General features: G+C 58.5%; 11 protein-coding genes and 1 rRNA gene. 7 read left to right on the top strand and 5 right to left on the bottom strand.

All coding sequences use genetic code 11. From position 1 onward, the window contains the following. Both rrf and EJA72_RS24575 read left to right on the top strand, forming a co-directional pair. Window positions 1-97, top strand: a 5S ribosomal RNA gene (gene rrf, locus EJA72_RS24580); the annotation flags it as partial. A gap of 178 nt (window positions 98-275) precedes the next feature. Continuing rightward, window positions 276-815, top strand: coding sequence for a hypothetical protein (locus EJA72_RS24575; RefSeq protein ID WP_157714488.1), 540 nt, complete (start codon window positions 276-278; stop codon window positions 813-815). Here EJA72_RS24575 and EJA72_RS24570 read toward each other — a convergent pair. After that, complete coding sequence (locus tag EJA72_RS24570; RefSeq protein ID WP_157714487.1) at window positions 803-4954, bottom strand: CheR family methyltransferase; 4152 nt, start codon at window positions 4952-4954, stop codon at window positions 803-805. The two genes, EJA72_RS24575 and EJA72_RS24570, sit on opposite strands and share 13 nt — an antisense overlap. A 210-nt stretch (window positions 4955-5164) precedes the next feature. On the opposite strand from EJA72_RS24570, the gene EJA72_RS24565 reads away from it, so the two are divergent. From EJA72_RS24565 to EJA72_RS24550, 4 genes are all read left to right on the top strand, one after another. Continuing rightward, window positions 5165-6769 carry a tetratricopeptide repeat-containing response regulator gene (locus EJA72_RS24565; protein ID WP_157714486.1) on the top strand — a complete coding sequence of 535 codons (1605 nt, stop codon included), beginning with the start codon at window positions 5165-5167 and terminating at the stop codon, window positions 6767-6769. Next, complete coding sequence (locus EJA72_RS24560) at window positions 6766-7458, top strand: sensor histidine kinase KdpD (RefSeq protein ID WP_157714485.1); 693 nt, start codon at window positions 6766-6768, stop codon at window positions 7456-7458. The genes EJA72_RS24565 and EJA72_RS24560 overlap by 4 nt, the downstream gene beginning before the upstream one ends. 199 nt (window positions 7459-7657) lie before the next feature. After that, entirely contained in the window at window positions 7658-8899 is a 1242-nt protein-coding gene (locus EJA72_RS24555; protein WP_178129563.1) for a glutamine synthetase family protein, read from the top strand. Window positions 8900-8968: 69 nt separating this feature from the next. Further along, a complete protein-coding gene (locus EJA72_RS24550; RefSeq protein ID WP_157714483.1) occupies window positions 8969-10339 on the top strand; it encodes an MFS transporter in 1371 nt (456 codons plus the stop codon). A gap of 61 nt (window positions 10340-10400) precedes the next feature. Here the strand turns inward: EJA72_RS24550 and EJA72_RS24545 are convergent, their stop codons facing one another. The 4 genes from EJA72_RS24545 to flgA form a co-directional block, all read right to left on the bottom strand. Beyond that, window positions 10401-11147 carry a flagellar brake protein gene (locus EJA72_RS24545; protein WP_178129562.1) on the bottom strand — a complete coding sequence of 249 codons (747 nt, stop codon included), beginning with the start codon at window positions 11145-11147 and terminating at the stop codon, window positions 10401-10403. 93 nt (window positions 11148-11240) lie between these two features. Next, the gene (locus EJA72_RS24540; protein WP_157714482.1) at window positions 11241-11708 is read right to left on the bottom strand and encodes a flagella synthesis protein FlgN; all 468 of its coding nucleotides are present in this window, start codon (window positions 11706-11708) and stop codon (window positions 11241-11243) included. 48 nt (window positions 11709-11756) lie between these two features. After that, window positions 11757-12083 carry a flagellar biosynthesis anti-sigma factor FlgM gene (flgM, locus tag EJA72_RS24535; RefSeq protein WP_157714481.1) on the bottom strand — a complete coding sequence of 109 codons (327 nt, stop codon included), beginning with the start codon at window positions 12081-12083 and terminating at the stop codon, window positions 11757-11759. A 167-nt stretch (window positions 12084-12250) separates the two neighbouring features. After that, window positions 12251-13012 (bottom strand): flagellar basal body P-ring formation chaperone FlgA, encoded by a 762-nt coding sequence (gene flgA, locus EJA72_RS24530; protein WP_157714480.1) that lies wholly within the window; start codon window positions 13010-13012, stop codon window positions 12251-12253. 82 nt (window positions 13013-13094) lie between these two features. Here flgA and EJA72_RS24525 point away from each other — a divergent pair, with 82 nt between their 5' ends. Further along, a complete protein-coding gene (locus tag EJA72_RS24525; RefSeq protein ID WP_157714479.1) occupies window positions 13095-14027 on the top strand; it encodes a chemotaxis protein CheV in 933 nt (310 codons plus the stop codon). Window positions 14028-14038 lie beyond the last annotated feature (11 nt).

The following is a 14038-nucleotide window of genomic DNA, read 5'->3' as shown; positions in this document are numbered from 1 at the left end:
TGGAACCACCTGATCCCATCCCGAACTCAGCAGTGAAACGATGCATCGCCGATGGTAGTGTGGGGTTTCCCCATGTGAGAGTAGGTCATCGTCAAGATTAAATTCCGAAACCCCAATTGCGAAAGCAATTGGGGTTTTGTTTTGCCCGCAGAAAAATAGACTGCACCAGAGTGTTTGCTCCAGTGCAGTTTTTTATGCCTGAACAACCCGACGATCTACATGGAAAGTCTGCTATTGCTGTGCCTTACTCCTGATTCAACTCAAGGAGTGCAGCGATGCGACGCAGAGGCGCAAAGTTCTGGTTATGGACTAACAGCCGGTTGCCACTTCACACACATGAAGAAGTCCTGGGCGACGGTGTGCAGGTCGACGTGCAGGCTCGGCTGAATAATGAGGGCGTCACCCAAGTCTTTATCGGCATCTATGACGTGAATGGCTACGTGATAGGCGAGGAGTTTCACGACAGGTGCGCAGGTGAATATTGCTGCGTCGCGCTGAAGTGGGGCGCACACCGGGCGCGGGAGCTTGTGGCGGATACCCAGGCGTTTGTCGCACCACATCGTGTGCAATTGACACTAGGCACAGTGATCACCGATGAGCCGACACGGGCACTGCGGCGGATGGAGATGTCCGATCGCGAGCGCTTGAAGCTGCGGTCCGAAGACGCGTGGGCGGAGTACGTTGCCGCCAAGATCGCCATGCTGGAGCTCATGCGCGCGACCAAAGTCGATCCCCAGGTCTGGACAGACCATAAGGAGCGACTCAGGCAGGCAATTGATCGGCGTGTCTGCGTCCAGCGCGGTTACTTGCCCTGATCAAGCAGTAGCGGGCGCCGCAGGGACTCGATGGTTTCGATCAAATCGTCATAGGCCACCGGTTTTGCGATGTGCTGATCAAAGCCCGATTGCCGAGATTTTTGTACATCGCTGCTCGCACCGTAGCCCGTCAACGCAATGGCTGGCACATCCTTGGTGAGCGGCAATTCACGCAATGCGCTCATCAACTCATGTCCGTTCATGACAGTCATGCCCAGATCCGAAATGATGAGATCAAAACGCGTGCTTTTCGCCGCATCAAGGGCTGCCACTGGACGGTCGAAGGCGATGACTTCTGCATCTTCCATTTCCAGCAGCAATTTCAAGGTTTCCAGCACCTCGGCAGAATCGTCGACCAACAAGATCGTCAATCCGCTCAGCCTCCCGGATACATCATCGACCTGGGCTGCGGATTGAGTCTCGCCCGCAGCATTCGCCAGCGGCAGGTGAATGCTGAACGTACAGCCCTTGCCCAAGCCGGCTGAACTCACCTTGACCGTCCCTCGTTGAGCTTCAGTCAATTGCCGGACAAGAGACAAGCCAATGCCGAGACCTTCCCGGTTATGGCTGGAGTGCTGTTTTTCAGCCTGACCGAACAGATCGAACACATGCTCCAGGCTGTCGGTCGCGATACCCGCGCCGTCGTCTTTGACATCCAGCCGCGCCATATCGCCATCCTGGCTGGCGATTAACTGCACATGGCCGGTGGGCGGTGTGAATTTCAGCGCATTGTTCAACAGGTTCCAGATGATCTGCTCCAGACGAGTCGGATCGGCATGGACAATCAAAGCCTGATCCGGAACCTGCAACTCCACGCTAGTGTCGTGTCGGTCGTTGAGAACGACGGAGTGGATATCACGCAGCATGCCGACCAGATCCACGGCGACGGGTTGCAGCTTGAGTTTGCCGGTACGCACCCGGGCTACGTCGAGCAGATCATCAATAATCCTCGCCTGGCTGTTCACTGCATCGCAAATCGTATTGACTGCCTTGGCGGCAGGCGCCATGGACTTGGTCACTGGCAAACGGCGCAACAATTCGGCGTTGAGCTGGATCAGGTTCAGCGGATGCTTGAGTTCGTGGGACATGACCGCGAAAAACTCATCCTTGAGGTAATTGGTGTTCCGGGTTTCGGCCAATTCCTGGCTCTGTTTTTCGTGCTGGCGTTTATGGCCGGTCTGGTCCCTGGCGATCTTCACGAATCCTTGCAGGTTGTCGTTGCCAAGCAGCGTCACCTCACCGCTGCAGTAGATCCGGCTGCCGTCCTTATGCAGATGCCAGCGCTCATCCTCCGAGCGGCCATGGGTGCTGGCAACCATCAGTTCCGCTTCAGGCACGCCGGCAGCGCGGTCTTCAGGGGGAAAAATGAAATCGTAATAAGCGCCTTCGGCTTCTGACTTACTGTAACCGAAGATCAGCTCGGCGCCTTGGTTCCAGCTGGTGATGACCCCTTTTTGATCGAGCGTAATGATCGCGAAGTCGCGGGTGCTTTCGGCCACCAGGCGCATGCGCTCTTCACCAAGGCGCAGGTCTTCTTCGGCCGCGCGGCGTTTAGTGATATCGATGAAGGTCAGCACCGTGCCGTCGATATGGTCTTCACTGGAGCGGTACGGCAGCAGGCGCGCAATGTACCAACGGTTGTCCGTACTGCTGACCTCGCGCTCGATCATGTTCAAAGACTCGAACACCAGCGTCGCATCCTTGGCCAGGTCTTTGTAGTGCAAGCGGTGGGTGATATCGAGCAGCGAGCGCCCCGTGTCCACTGGCAGCATGCTGAAAATATCGGTGGCCCGCGGGGTGAACCATTTGATCAGCATGTTGCGGTCTACAAAGACCGTGGCAATGTCGGTGGAAGCGATCAGATTGGTCAGGTAGTCATTGATCTTGTCGGTTTCTTCGACTTTGGTTTTCAGCTCGTAGTTGACCGTCAGCAGCTCTTCGTTGATCGACTGCAGCTCTTCCTTGCTGGTTTCCAGCTCTTCGGTGGCCGAGCGCAACTCTTCGTTGATGGCCTGCATTTCTTCGTTCGAAGCCTTGAGCTCCTCACTGGAGACTTCCGATTGCTCGATCGTGTCCTGCAAGTGCAACTTGGTGCGCTGCAATTCGCGCTCAAGGTTTGACAGCACCTGGCTTTCGGTTTGCAACAGGGTGGTGGCGGCTTGTTCGGATGGGTCGATTTCGACCTCTTCGAATATCACCAGGACGAAGTCATTGTCCGACTCCTCGTCCCGATAGGGGTGTGCCACCAGATCGATGGTGTAGCGCCGATTCTCGTGCTGCATCGGCACGGCGCGGGATTTGACCACCAGGCCACTCTGTTGGACCTGAAAGAGTGTGGTACGAATTTCCAGGCGCAGTTCCGGCAGAATCAGCGTCAGCAGGTTCCGGGATAGTTCACCGCCCACATGGCGCAGGTAACGCCCGGCACTTTCGCTCATGTGAAGGATGTCGGCATTGTTATCAACAATCATGCTGGGTGGTGCCGAGCGTTCCAGGGCACGCTGATGGATGTCGGCGAAGGACAGCTTGCGTTGCACCGCGTTTTGCGGCGCCTCGCGGGAAACATTGGTGCGCACGTAACCGCCGCGCGGCATGGTCGGGGTGCGGCGGCTGTTGGCGGTGCCGGTCTTGGCGCGGAAGATCCGGTTGCGTTTGTCCACCGGGGCAAACAGCTCATGGCAAGCGTCCGCGCTTTCGGAAGAACCCAGGAACAGGAAGCCGCCAGGGCGTAGCGCGAAGTGGAACATTTGCAGGATTTCGCGCTGCACTTCGCGATCCAGATAGATCAGCAGATTGCGACAGACAATCAGGTCTATTTGCGAGAACGGCGGGTCGGAAAGCAGGCTGTGCTTGGCGAACAGGACCTTTTCGCGGATCTCCTTGCGAATGCGGTAGTGATCATCTTCCTTGATGAAGTAATGGCGCAAGCGCATGGGCGGTACGTCGGTCACGATCGCCTGCGGGTACAGCCCGGCGCGGCCGAAACTGATGGCGCGTTCGTCGATGTCGGTGGCGAACAATTGCAGCGAGGCTTTGCTCGCATCTTGTTGCAGCTGATCGTTGAGCAGTATCGCGAGGCTGTACGCCTCTTCGCCCGTGGAGCAACCAGCAGACCAGACACGAATCTCCTCTTTCTCGGGCTGTGCCGAGACGGCAGCGCTGACCAGTTGCGGCAGGACATCGCGTTCCAGTGCTTCGAACGCTTCGCGGTCACGAAAGAAGTTGGTGACGCCAATCAGCATGTCGCCCAGCAGCGCCTTGGTTTCTTCGGGGTTGTTTTGCAGGTAACGAAAATAGGCCGCCAGGTCCGGTTGGGCCGTGACCTGCATCCGCCGCTCGATACGGCGTAACACGGTGGCGCGCTTGTAGTGTTTGAAGTCATGCCCGGTGCCGGTGCGCAGCTGGATCAGGATGTCGTGCAGCATCTGCTCGGCGAAGGCTGCATCGCGCTCCGACACCGACGCGAAGGTTTGCAGCTCTGGATCGTTGGCGACGGGCAAATTGATTTCTTTGGCGTTACGCCACAACTCCAGCAGTTTTTGCGGCATCTCGACTACCGGCAGTATGAGGTCGACCAGGTGCGTATCGATGGCCGCGCGTGGCATGCCATCGAACTCGGCGTCTTCAGGCGCCTGAACCAGGGTGATACCACCCTGTTCCTTGATGCGCGACAAACCGACCGCGCCATCCGAGCCGCTTCCGGACAGAATGAGGCAGAAAGCGCGTTCGCGGTGCACATCGGCGAGCCCCCGGAAAAACAGGTCAATCGAGGAGTGACGCCCCAGCTGTGGATCATTGTCGCTGACCTCGAGAAGGCCGTCATTCATCGTCAGCTGATGAGCGGGTGATACGACGTAAACGTGGTTTTTCTCGATGGGTACCTGCTCGGTGACCTGAAGCACAGGCATCCGGGTCGATTCCTGAAGGATCTTGTCCGCAATACTCTGGTGATCGGGTGAAAGATGAAGAATGATCACAAACGCCATGCCGTTATCGTGAGGCATGTTTTCGAAAAACAACTTGATGGCTTGCAGTCCGCCTGCTGACGCGCCAATGCCCACCACCGGAAAATCCAGGGTGCTGGGGTTCGGGACCTTTCGCTCAGTCTTATGCGCCGAGTGCTTGGGGGTGGAGGTCATTGCTTCTGCCTTATTGCCGGCGACGGGAGGGCGTATCGAGTCCAAACGGATACTTTTTGCGTTTTAATAAAGCAGGATAATCCCGTTTTTCAATAACGCCTTCAAATATTTAGAGGGTGCTTGAGTGGCACGAGTTCTCAAGTGAATGGTACTCCTGGCCGATAACCCGAACGGTCATGGTCTTCTACTTAAATTGCCTGGAAATCTTCGATGCTGTCGTATCACCAAAAGAGCTTTCTGATCGTCGATGATTTCTCGGATTTCCGCAGTTCCGTCAGGTCCATGCTCCGGGAGCTGGGCGTCAAGGACGTCGACACCGCGGATACCGGCGAGCAGGCGCTGCGCATGTGTTCGCAGAAATCCTACGATTTCATCCTGCAGGACTTTCACTTGGGGGATGGCAAGAAGAACGGCCAGCAAGTACTCGAAGACCTGATGATCGAAAAGCTCATCAGTCACGAAGCGGTATTCGTCATGGTCACCGCCGAGACGAGCCAGGCTATGGTGCTCAGCGCTCTGGAACACGAGCCGGATGCCTACCTGACGAAACCCTTCAACCGATCCGGCCTGGCCCAGCGCCTGGAACGGCTGGAGCAGCGCAAGAACCTGCTCAAACCCATTCTGCAAGCCCTCGACCGGGGCAAGCCGCTTGAAGTGCTGAACGCCTGCATTGAGTTGTGCAAGAAAGACATCCGTTATTCGCCGTTGTGCTTGCGTTACCGCGCGGACGCATTACGTGACTTGAATCAGAACGAAGCGCTGGAACGTCTCTACGACAGCATTATTGCCGACCGCCCCTTGCCCTGGGCGTTTGCCGGGTTGGGCCAGTTGCTGTTCAAGCGCGGCCAGGTCAGCCAGGCCAAGGGCATCTACGAAAAAGCGCTGAAAGTGTTTCCGATGATGCCGGCGCTGTATGACGGCATGGCCGACGTGCTGGTGGTCGAGGGCGACAACAAGGGCGCCCAAAAAGTGTTGGAAGAGGCTATTCGCCTGTCGCCGCTGGCTGTTCGTCGGCAAGCGCTGTTGGGCAAGCTGGCCATGGCCAACGAAGATTTCGACACCGCCTCCAAGGCATATCGCCAAGCCGTGTCGCAGGGCGCGCAGTCACGGTTCAAGGATGCTGAAAGCAACCTGGGCCTGGCTCACGCCCTGATCAGCAAAGGCAGCGAGAAGGGCCTGGATACCCGGACCCGACTTGAAATCAATACCACCCTCAGCCTGGTGGCCAAGGAGAACCCGAGCGATCCAGGCCTGCAGATTCGTGCACGGCTGATGAAGGCCACCAGCCTGTTGCTCAACGACGCGGAAACCGCCGAGAAACTCACCGAGCAGGCAATGATGCGCCTCGATGGCATGGAGCAATTCATGAGCCCCGAGGCTGCGTTGCTGGTGGCCAAGCAGTTGCAGATGCTCGGGCAGGCGAGTGCCGGCGCCTCGATGTTGAAAAGCTGTGCGGAAATTTATGGTGACGACCCGGTGGTGATGCAGGGGATCGCCAAACTGACCGATGACCCGGCGATTCTCAGCTCCAGCAACATGGCCGCCGACCTCAACCGTCAAGGCGTGCGGGTGTACAAAACCGGCAACTTGCCAGAGGCCCGGGCGGTGTTTCGCAAAGCCCTGGCGATGCAGCCGAAAAACATCAGCATCGCGCTCAACATGGCGCAATCACTGCTGCACGGCACGGATACCAGCGTGCCCTCAGCGGAGATGGATGAATGTCGGGCCTGTCTCAAACTGGTCGGCATGATGCCCGACACCGACGCGCGCTATCCGCGCTACCAGAAACTGAAAATCAAGGCGTTCGGCGGATGAGCCAAGACAACCCGGCATTGGATTTTTCGACGGTGATCGCCTCCACCGTGCACGACATGAAAAATTCGCTGACCCTGCTGATGCAGGCTCACAGCCAATGGCTTGCACGTTTGCCCGATCCCGAGCAGCACAGCCCGGAGCAGGGCGTCATCGAGTACGAGTTCGCGCACCTCAACGGCATGCTCGTGCAGTTGCTCGGCCTGTACAAACTGGGCGTCAACCAGATGCCGTTGCAGCCGGCTTACCACGAGCTGGATGATTTCATCGAAGCGCAACTGGCCTCCCATCAAGAAGTCTTCGCCAGTCGCGGGATCATCGCCACCTATGAAGTCGACCCGTTGAGCCCGCTGGGCTTTTTCGATCGGGAACTGATTGCCTCGGTGCTGGGCAACAGCATCAACAACGCCATCCGTTACGCTCGCCATGCGCTGCTGATTACGGTCAGCGACGAAGCGGGCCAACTCGTATTGACCATCAACGACGATGGTGAGGGTTACTCGCGCGAAATGATCGAGCGCCAGGCCGATTACGTGCAGGGCATCAATCACAGCACGGGTAGCACCGGATTGGGGTTGTACTTTGCCGGCCGCATTGCCGCGTTACATCAGCGCAACGGCGTGGGTGGGCGTACCGAAGTCAGCAATGGCGGCCCGTTGGGCGGCGGTGTGTTTAGCCTTTACTTGCCGTGACGTTCTTTTTGATTGTCGCTGCTTGATATTCTGAACAGCCGGAGCCTATTTTGTACGAGTTGCCGCTCGCGGCTCGTACAACAACAAGGATTGCGTCATGAATACCGACGGCCAGGGCTCACTCGCGCAGCGATTGAAGGGCATCAATGAGATCGAATGCGTCACGCCGGATCTGAATGGCGTACCTCGCGGCAAGGTCATGACCGCCGAGGGGTTCCTCGAAGGGCGGCGTTTGCAGATGGCGCGGGGCGTGCTGCTGCAATGCATCATGGGCGGCTACCCGGCCGCGCGCTTTTACGGCAGCGACGATGGCGATCTCGCCCTGGTTCCCGACCCTGCGCATATCCACCGCCTGCCCTGGAGTGACGAGCCCCGCGCATTCGCCATTTGCGATGCCGATGAGCTGAGCGGCGAGAGCTCGCATCTATCGACGCGCGGCCAACTCAAGGCCGTGATCGCCCGTTATACCGCGCTCGGCCTGGCACCGGTGGTGGCCACCGAGCTGGAATTCTTTGTCTTTGCGCCCAACACCGACCCAACTCAACCGTTTCTGCCGCCGGTGGGCGTGGATGGTCGTCGCGAGGAAGGTCATTCGGCCTTCAGCGTCAGTTCCAATAACGGTTTGCGCCCGTTCTTCCGCGAAGTGTATGAATGCATGGCGGCGCTGGGTCTGCCGCGCGACACGTTCATGCACGAGATGGGCGTCAGCCAGTTCGAGATCAACCTGTTGCACGGCGATCCGCTGCTGCTGGCCGACCAGACGTTCCTGTTCAAACACCTCCTGAAAGAAGTCGCACTCAAGCACGGCCTGACGGTGGTGTGCATGGCCAAACCACTGGCACATACGCCGGGCAGCTCGATGCATATTCACCAGAGCCTCGTCGATATCGGCACCGGTCGTAACGTGTTCAGCGACGAGGCCGGCCAGCCGACCGCGACCTTTCGACACTTCATCGGCGGTCAGCAGGCGGGCATGGCGGACTTCACCGCGCTGTTTGCGCCCAACGTGAATTCCTATCAGCGGTTATGCCATCCGTTCGCCTCGCCGAACAATGCCTGTTGGTCCCACGATAACCGTGCTGCCGGGTTGCGCATTCCAGCCAGTTCGCCGGCCGCTCGTCGGGTCGAGAACCGTTTGCCGGGTGCCGACGCCAACCCGTATCTGGCGATTGCCGCGAGCCTGGCGGCCGGGTGGTATGGCATCGTCAACCAACTGGAGCCGAGCGAACCGATCCAGGGTGAATTTGAAGTGCCGGACAATCTTTCATTGCCGTGTACCCTGCATGCTGCCCTTGAGCGTCTGAAACGTAGCCAATTGGCCAAGGAACTGTTCGGCAAGGAGTTCATCGAAGGCTACGTCGCTTCGAAGACCATGGAGTTGACCAGCTTCTTCGATGAAATTACTCCCTGGGAGCGGCGTGTTCTTGCCGCCCAGGCCTGACGAACCTTCGTCATCGGGCTATCGTGTGATTAGCCCGTTTCTCACTGCAAGGAGCCGCTCGGAACGCCGATGCGCCAAATCTGGAAACCTTTTCGAGCGCTTTATTTTGCCTCGCTGATGATGTTGATCGGCTCAGGCTTGCTGAGTACCTACCTGGGCTTGCGCCTGGCGGCTGATCACGTCGACAGCTTGTGGGTCGGTGCGCTGATGGCGGCCAACTATTTCGGCCTCGTCCTGGGCGGCAAGATCGGTCACCGTCTGATTGCCCGCGTGGGGCATATTCGGGCCTATTCGGCGTGCGCGGGGATTGTCGGTGCGGCCGTGCTCGGCCACGGCCTGATCGACTGGCTGCCGGCCTGGATCTTCCTGCGGGTGATCGTCGGCCTCGGCATGATGTGCCAGTACATGGTCATCGAAAGCTGGCTCAATGAGCAGGCCGAAGCCTCGCAACGCGGGACAGTTTTCAGCGGGTACATGATCGCTTCGTACCTGGGGCTGGTGCTGGGCCAACTGATTCTGGTCATGCACCCGGCACTGGGCCTGGAGCTGCTGATGCTGGTCGCCCTGTGCTTCGCGCTTTGCCTGGTGCCGGTGGCCCTGACCCGACGGATTCACCCGGCGCCGCTGCATCCCGCGCCGATGGAACCACGGTTCTTCATCAAGCGTGTGCCGCAATCGTTGAGTACGGTGCTGGGGGCGGGGCTGATCATCGGTTCCTTCTACGGTCTGGCGCCGTTGTATGCCTCTCAGCAAGGCCTGTCCACGGAGCAGGTCGGTCTGTTCATGGGTAGCTGCATTTTTGCCGGGTTGGTGGTGCAGTGGCCGTTGGGCTGGCTGTCCGACCGTTACGACCGGGCGTTGCTGATCCGCTGCTTTGCGATGGTGCTGGCCTTGGCCGCGTTGCCGCTGGCAATCATGCAACAGGTGCCGCTGGAGATCCTGTTCATCGCCGGTTTCGTCTGTTCGCTGGTCAAGTTCTGCCTGTACCCGCTGGCGGTGGCGTTCTCCAATGACCACGTTGAGGGCGACCGTCGCGTGTCCCTGACCGCGATGTTGCTGGTGACCTACGGCGTCGGCGCCAGTATCGGGCCGTTGGTGGCCGGGGTGCTGATGAAGCTGTTCGGCAGCCACATGCTGTATGCGTTTTTCAGTTTCTTCGCGTTGGTGCTGGTGTGGCGGATTCGTCCGAAAGCGGTCACCAACCTGCATCAGGTCGACGACGCGCCGCTGCATCACGTGGCCATGCCCGACAGCATGTCGAGTTCGCCGCTGGTGGCGTGCCTTGACCCGCGGGTTGACGAGCAAGTGGTGCAGGAACAGATGCAGAGCCCGATCAGCCCAGATCCGGAACCAGAACCGGAGCCCGAATCAGAGGCTGACCAGCCGCCAAGGGACCCTGATGCAGGGCGCGAGCAAAGTTTTACCGAGGCGCGACCCTGAATCCAGGGCATAAAAAAACGGGCAGTTCCGAAAGGGGCTGCCCGTTTTTTTTAGTGTCGCGTTACATGTCGTCTTTATCGAATCGCCGCGCTTCGCGCTGAAGTTGATAGACGAAGCGCTCGACCTGCCGCTGTACAAGCCCGCTCATGTTGTGAAAGCGCACGCCGGCAAACGTGGTGGAGATTTTCTCTTCGAAGTGCAAGTAACGCAGTTCGACGGGCGCCGTCATGTTGCCGAAGGGCAGGGACGCCATGAACCGGTCATAGACCTGGCCCAGTTGCAGGCTACCTGTGATGTCGCCTTCGAAACGCAACTTGCAGCCGGTGGCGGAAATGTCCAGCAGCTTGCCGCTGATAGGTGACTTGAGTTTTTCACCCGCGAGCTCGACATCCACCAGTTGTGCCAGCTTCAACGCAGCCCGGAAGGCGTTGCGGCGCTGGTGGTAGACCACTTCGTCGGGCAGAGGGCCACGGTAGCAGCGGGTGCTGTGCGATTCGTCGACGGTCAGCGGCCCGTTGCTTTCCCAGGCAATGCGCACACCTTCGTGGAACCCTTCGATCCGGAAGGATTCGCCGGCCAGCAAGTAACGCTCGCCGTCACGGGGCACCATTTCATCCAGGGCAATCATGTTGCTGTCACGGTCGACGTCCACCAGATAGGTCTGGAAGCGCTGATTGCGCTCGTGGAACGTGATGATCAGCGGATCATGGCTTTCCTGCAGTTGGCGCAGGTTGCCAGCGATCTCCATAGGTGTCGCGAGCACCTTGGGTGGCTGCGGGGTATCTTCCGCGTTTAAGGCATTGGACACGGTTCATCAATCTCCACACAAAATATGACTGCGGCTGGCCATCATATTGCCAGCATGTGACGCGTCTTGATAGGGCAAGCTCATCGGACAGGCTCAAGCCTGACTGAGTGCGCGTGGCATTGCTAGTTTGGAGGTTGATCCACGGGCATCGTAAAGCGCTGGCGGTTCGCCGCCGGTAAGGATTTTCAGCTGATTGGCCGTGGCGGCCTGCTGTACCAGGATCGACTGGCCATTGTGGGCGTTGATGGCCTGGCATTGGCCCAGCAGGTCGGTCAGTGCATCGCTCTGTTCCAGCAGCTGCTCACCGATGCTCGAATGGCTGGCGAGTTGCTCCAGTCCACTGCGATTGATCGGCAGATTCAGGCTGGCGAGAATTTCACTGCGCTTGCGGCCATGCTGTTCAAGCAAAATGATCAATGCCTGTTTCTGCGCAAGAATCTCTTCGAGCAGTTGCATTTCCCGACCGTGCAGCGCGAGTGACTCGGTCTGCAGCAATGCCAGCAATTGTTGCGCTGGAGCAAAGTCGTCGGTGATCAGTTGCAGTAAATTAGTGTCGTGCATGGCTGGCCTTGGGTTTTAAGCGTCCAAAAGCCTGGCGCCGGCGTGGGCCTAGCGCTGGGCTTCGAAGTTGAGCAGTTTGCTGGCGACACGGTTGCTGTCGACTTTATAGCTGCCATCGGCAATCGCTGCTTTCAACTCGGCCACGCGGGCGTTGTCGACGGCAGGCTGATCGCGCAGCTTGTCAGTGACCTTCTGCAACTGTTGAGCCTCATCGCTGAAATGTACCGATTCCCCGCTTTTGACGGTACTGGCCTGTTCGGCCGGGGTATTCAGCGGCGCGGATTTGCCGGCTTCGGCAGTGTCCTTGGCAGCGCTGGTACGTGTACCACCGGTAAGTGACGAGGAGCTGTTCAACCGGCTGAAATCGATGACCATGATAAAAAACCTCTGGGTATTTGGACGCTTGCCATGTTTTCGGCCATACCCGCAAAAACTTTAGGCCCGTTTATCAACGAGCTTGCGCGCGTCAGCGCTTGCCCTGCATGGGGCACAGTTTAGGGAACACTCGGTCGGTGCGCCATCTCTGTCACGAAACCTGCGCCCTACATTGCCACTTCCACCTGCCCCGGCGCCATGACTTGCGCCTTGATGATCCGCTGGGAGTTGAGGTTCTTTACCCGGATCTGTTCGCGCAAGCCGCCGTTGGACAGTGCTTCCCCCGGCATACGCACACTGAGCGTACCACTGCGCGCGGTAATCACCACCTGGTCACCTTTGCTGATCACTTCCGCCTGTTCCATGTGCACCAGGGTAATGACCTGATCGGCGACCATTGGTCGGGTCAATTTTTGCCCGATCGCCTGGTCTACCGACGTCAAATACCCCTGGCTGATCAGGCTGATATCGCGCTCGCGCAAGGTCACATCCTGAGGTTCGATTATGCCTGCGCGGCGCAGGGGCCGGGTGGTGGTCACAATGTCGCGAAACAGGCGCACTTGAGCGGGTACGAACACCGTCCAGGGTGACGCGCCCTCACAGCGAACCTTGACCGTTACCCGGCCCAGCGGCTTGGCTGGACTCTCGAGCGTGGCTGTCAATTCCTTGTCGCACATGGGCATGCGCAGACGCGGATCGAGCTGGTTGACTTCGATTTCGTAGCGTCCTTCGGTTTGACTCGTGGCCAGATAGTCCTCTACGGTGAATTCAAGAAAGCCCTGAGTGACGCCGATAAGCATGTCAGGCAAGGTAACCGCGTCAGCAAGGGCAGGGCTGCCAGCGTTGAACAGGCAAACGGCCGACATCGCGCAAAGCACTGTGCGGAAGCGGGATGTCAGGCGTCGAAAAAATGTCGGTTCTGTGTTCATAAGAGTTAAAAAGCAAGCGCCGTGCCGTTTAGTGATGTGGGTGCGTCGCAACACACTTAAGCGTTGGTGTAGGAGTCTGTGCATGGCTGGTGTAATGGATGCTGTAAACCAGCGCACGCAACTGGTGGGGCAGAATCGCCTGGAGCTGCTGTTGTTCCGTCTCGACGGCCAGCAGCTCTACGGGATCAACGTGTTCAAGGTTCGTGAGGTGCTGCAATGCCCCAAGCTGACCCTGATGCCCAAGTCCAGTCCTGTTGTGTGCGGTGTGGCAAACATCCGGGGGGCGACCATTCCGATTCTTGATCTGGCGATGGCGACCGGCTCCGGCGCGCTGAAAGATCAAAGCAATCCCTTCGTGATCATCACGGAGTACAACACCAAGACTCAGGGCTTCCTGGTGCGGTCGGTAGAACGCATCGTCAACATGAACTGGGAGGAGATTCATCCGCCACCCAAGGGCACCGGACGCGATCATTACCTGACGGCTGTGACTCGGGTCGACAATCAGTTAGTCGAAATCATCGACGTCGAGAAAGTGCTGGCCGAAGTGGCGCCGACACCGGAAGCGATTTCGGTGGGCGTGGTGGATGATGAGACCCAGCACAAGGCGCTGTCACTGAAAGTGCTGACGGTCGACGACTCGTCGGTGGCGCGCAAACAAGTAACACGCTGCCTGCAGACGGTCGGCGTCGAAGTGGTGGCGTTGAACGACGGCAAGCAAGCGCTGGATTACCTGCGCAAACTGGTCGACGAGGGCAAGAAGCCGGAAGAAGAGTTCCTGATGATGATTTCCGACATCGAGATGCCGGAAATGGACGGGTACACCCTGACGGCCGAGATCCGCAACGACCCTCGCATGCAAAAGCTTCATATCATCCTGCATACTTCGTTGTCGGGCGTTTTCAATCAGGCGATGGTCAAGAAAGTCGGTGCCGATGACTTCCTTGCCAAATTCCGTCCTGATGACCTGGCATCCCGGGTAGTTGACCGGATCAAAGCAGCAGACATCAGCTAGGGGCCTTCTGC

The sequence above is a fragment of the Pseudomonas sp. PB120 genome (assembly GCF_009761815.1).
Classification (GTDB): Bacteria; Pseudomonadota; Gammaproteobacteria; order Pseudomonadales; family Pseudomonadaceae; genus Aquipseudomonas.
The sequence above is the reverse complement of the archived record's forward strand: the minus strand, read 5'-3'. Positions and strand labels throughout refer to the sequence as shown.

Coding starts and splice junctions, on each gene's coding strand:
- EJA72_RS24575 (WP_157714488.1), top strand. CDS start 276: ATGCGACGCAGAGGCGCAAAGTTCTGGTTATGGACTAACAGCCGGTTG.
- EJA72_RS24570 (WP_157714487.1), bottom strand. CDS start 4,954: ATGACCTCCACCCCCAAGCACTCGGCGCATAAGACTGAGCGAAAGGTC.
- EJA72_RS24565 (WP_157714486.1), top strand. CDS start 5,165: ATGCTGTCGTATCACCAAAAGAGCTTTCTGATCGTCGATGATTTCTCG.
- EJA72_RS24560 (WP_157714485.1), top strand. CDS start 6,766: ATGAGCCAAGACAACCCGGCATTGGATTTTTCGACGGTGATCGCCTCC.
- EJA72_RS24555 (WP_178129563.1), top strand. CDS start 7,658: ATGACCGCCGAGGGGTTCCTCGAAGGGCGGCGTTTGCAGATGGCGCGG.
- EJA72_RS24550 (WP_157714483.1), top strand. CDS start 8,969: ATGCGCCAAATCTGGAAACCTTTTCGAGCGCTTTATTTTGCCTCGCTG.
- EJA72_RS24540 (WP_157714482.1), bottom strand. CDS start 11,708: ATGCACGACACTAATTTACTGCAACTGATCACCGACGACTTTGCTCCA.
- flgM (WP_157714481.1), bottom strand. CDS start 12,083: ATGGTCATCGATTTCAGCCGGTTGAACAGCTCCTCGTCACTTACCGGT.
- flgA (WP_157714480.1), bottom strand. CDS start 13,012: ATGAACACAGAACCGACATTTTTTCGACGCCTGACATCCCGCTTCCGC.
- EJA72_RS24525 (WP_157714479.1), top strand. CDS start 13,095: ATGGCTGGTGTAATGGATGCTGTAAACCAGCGCACGCAACTGGTGGGG.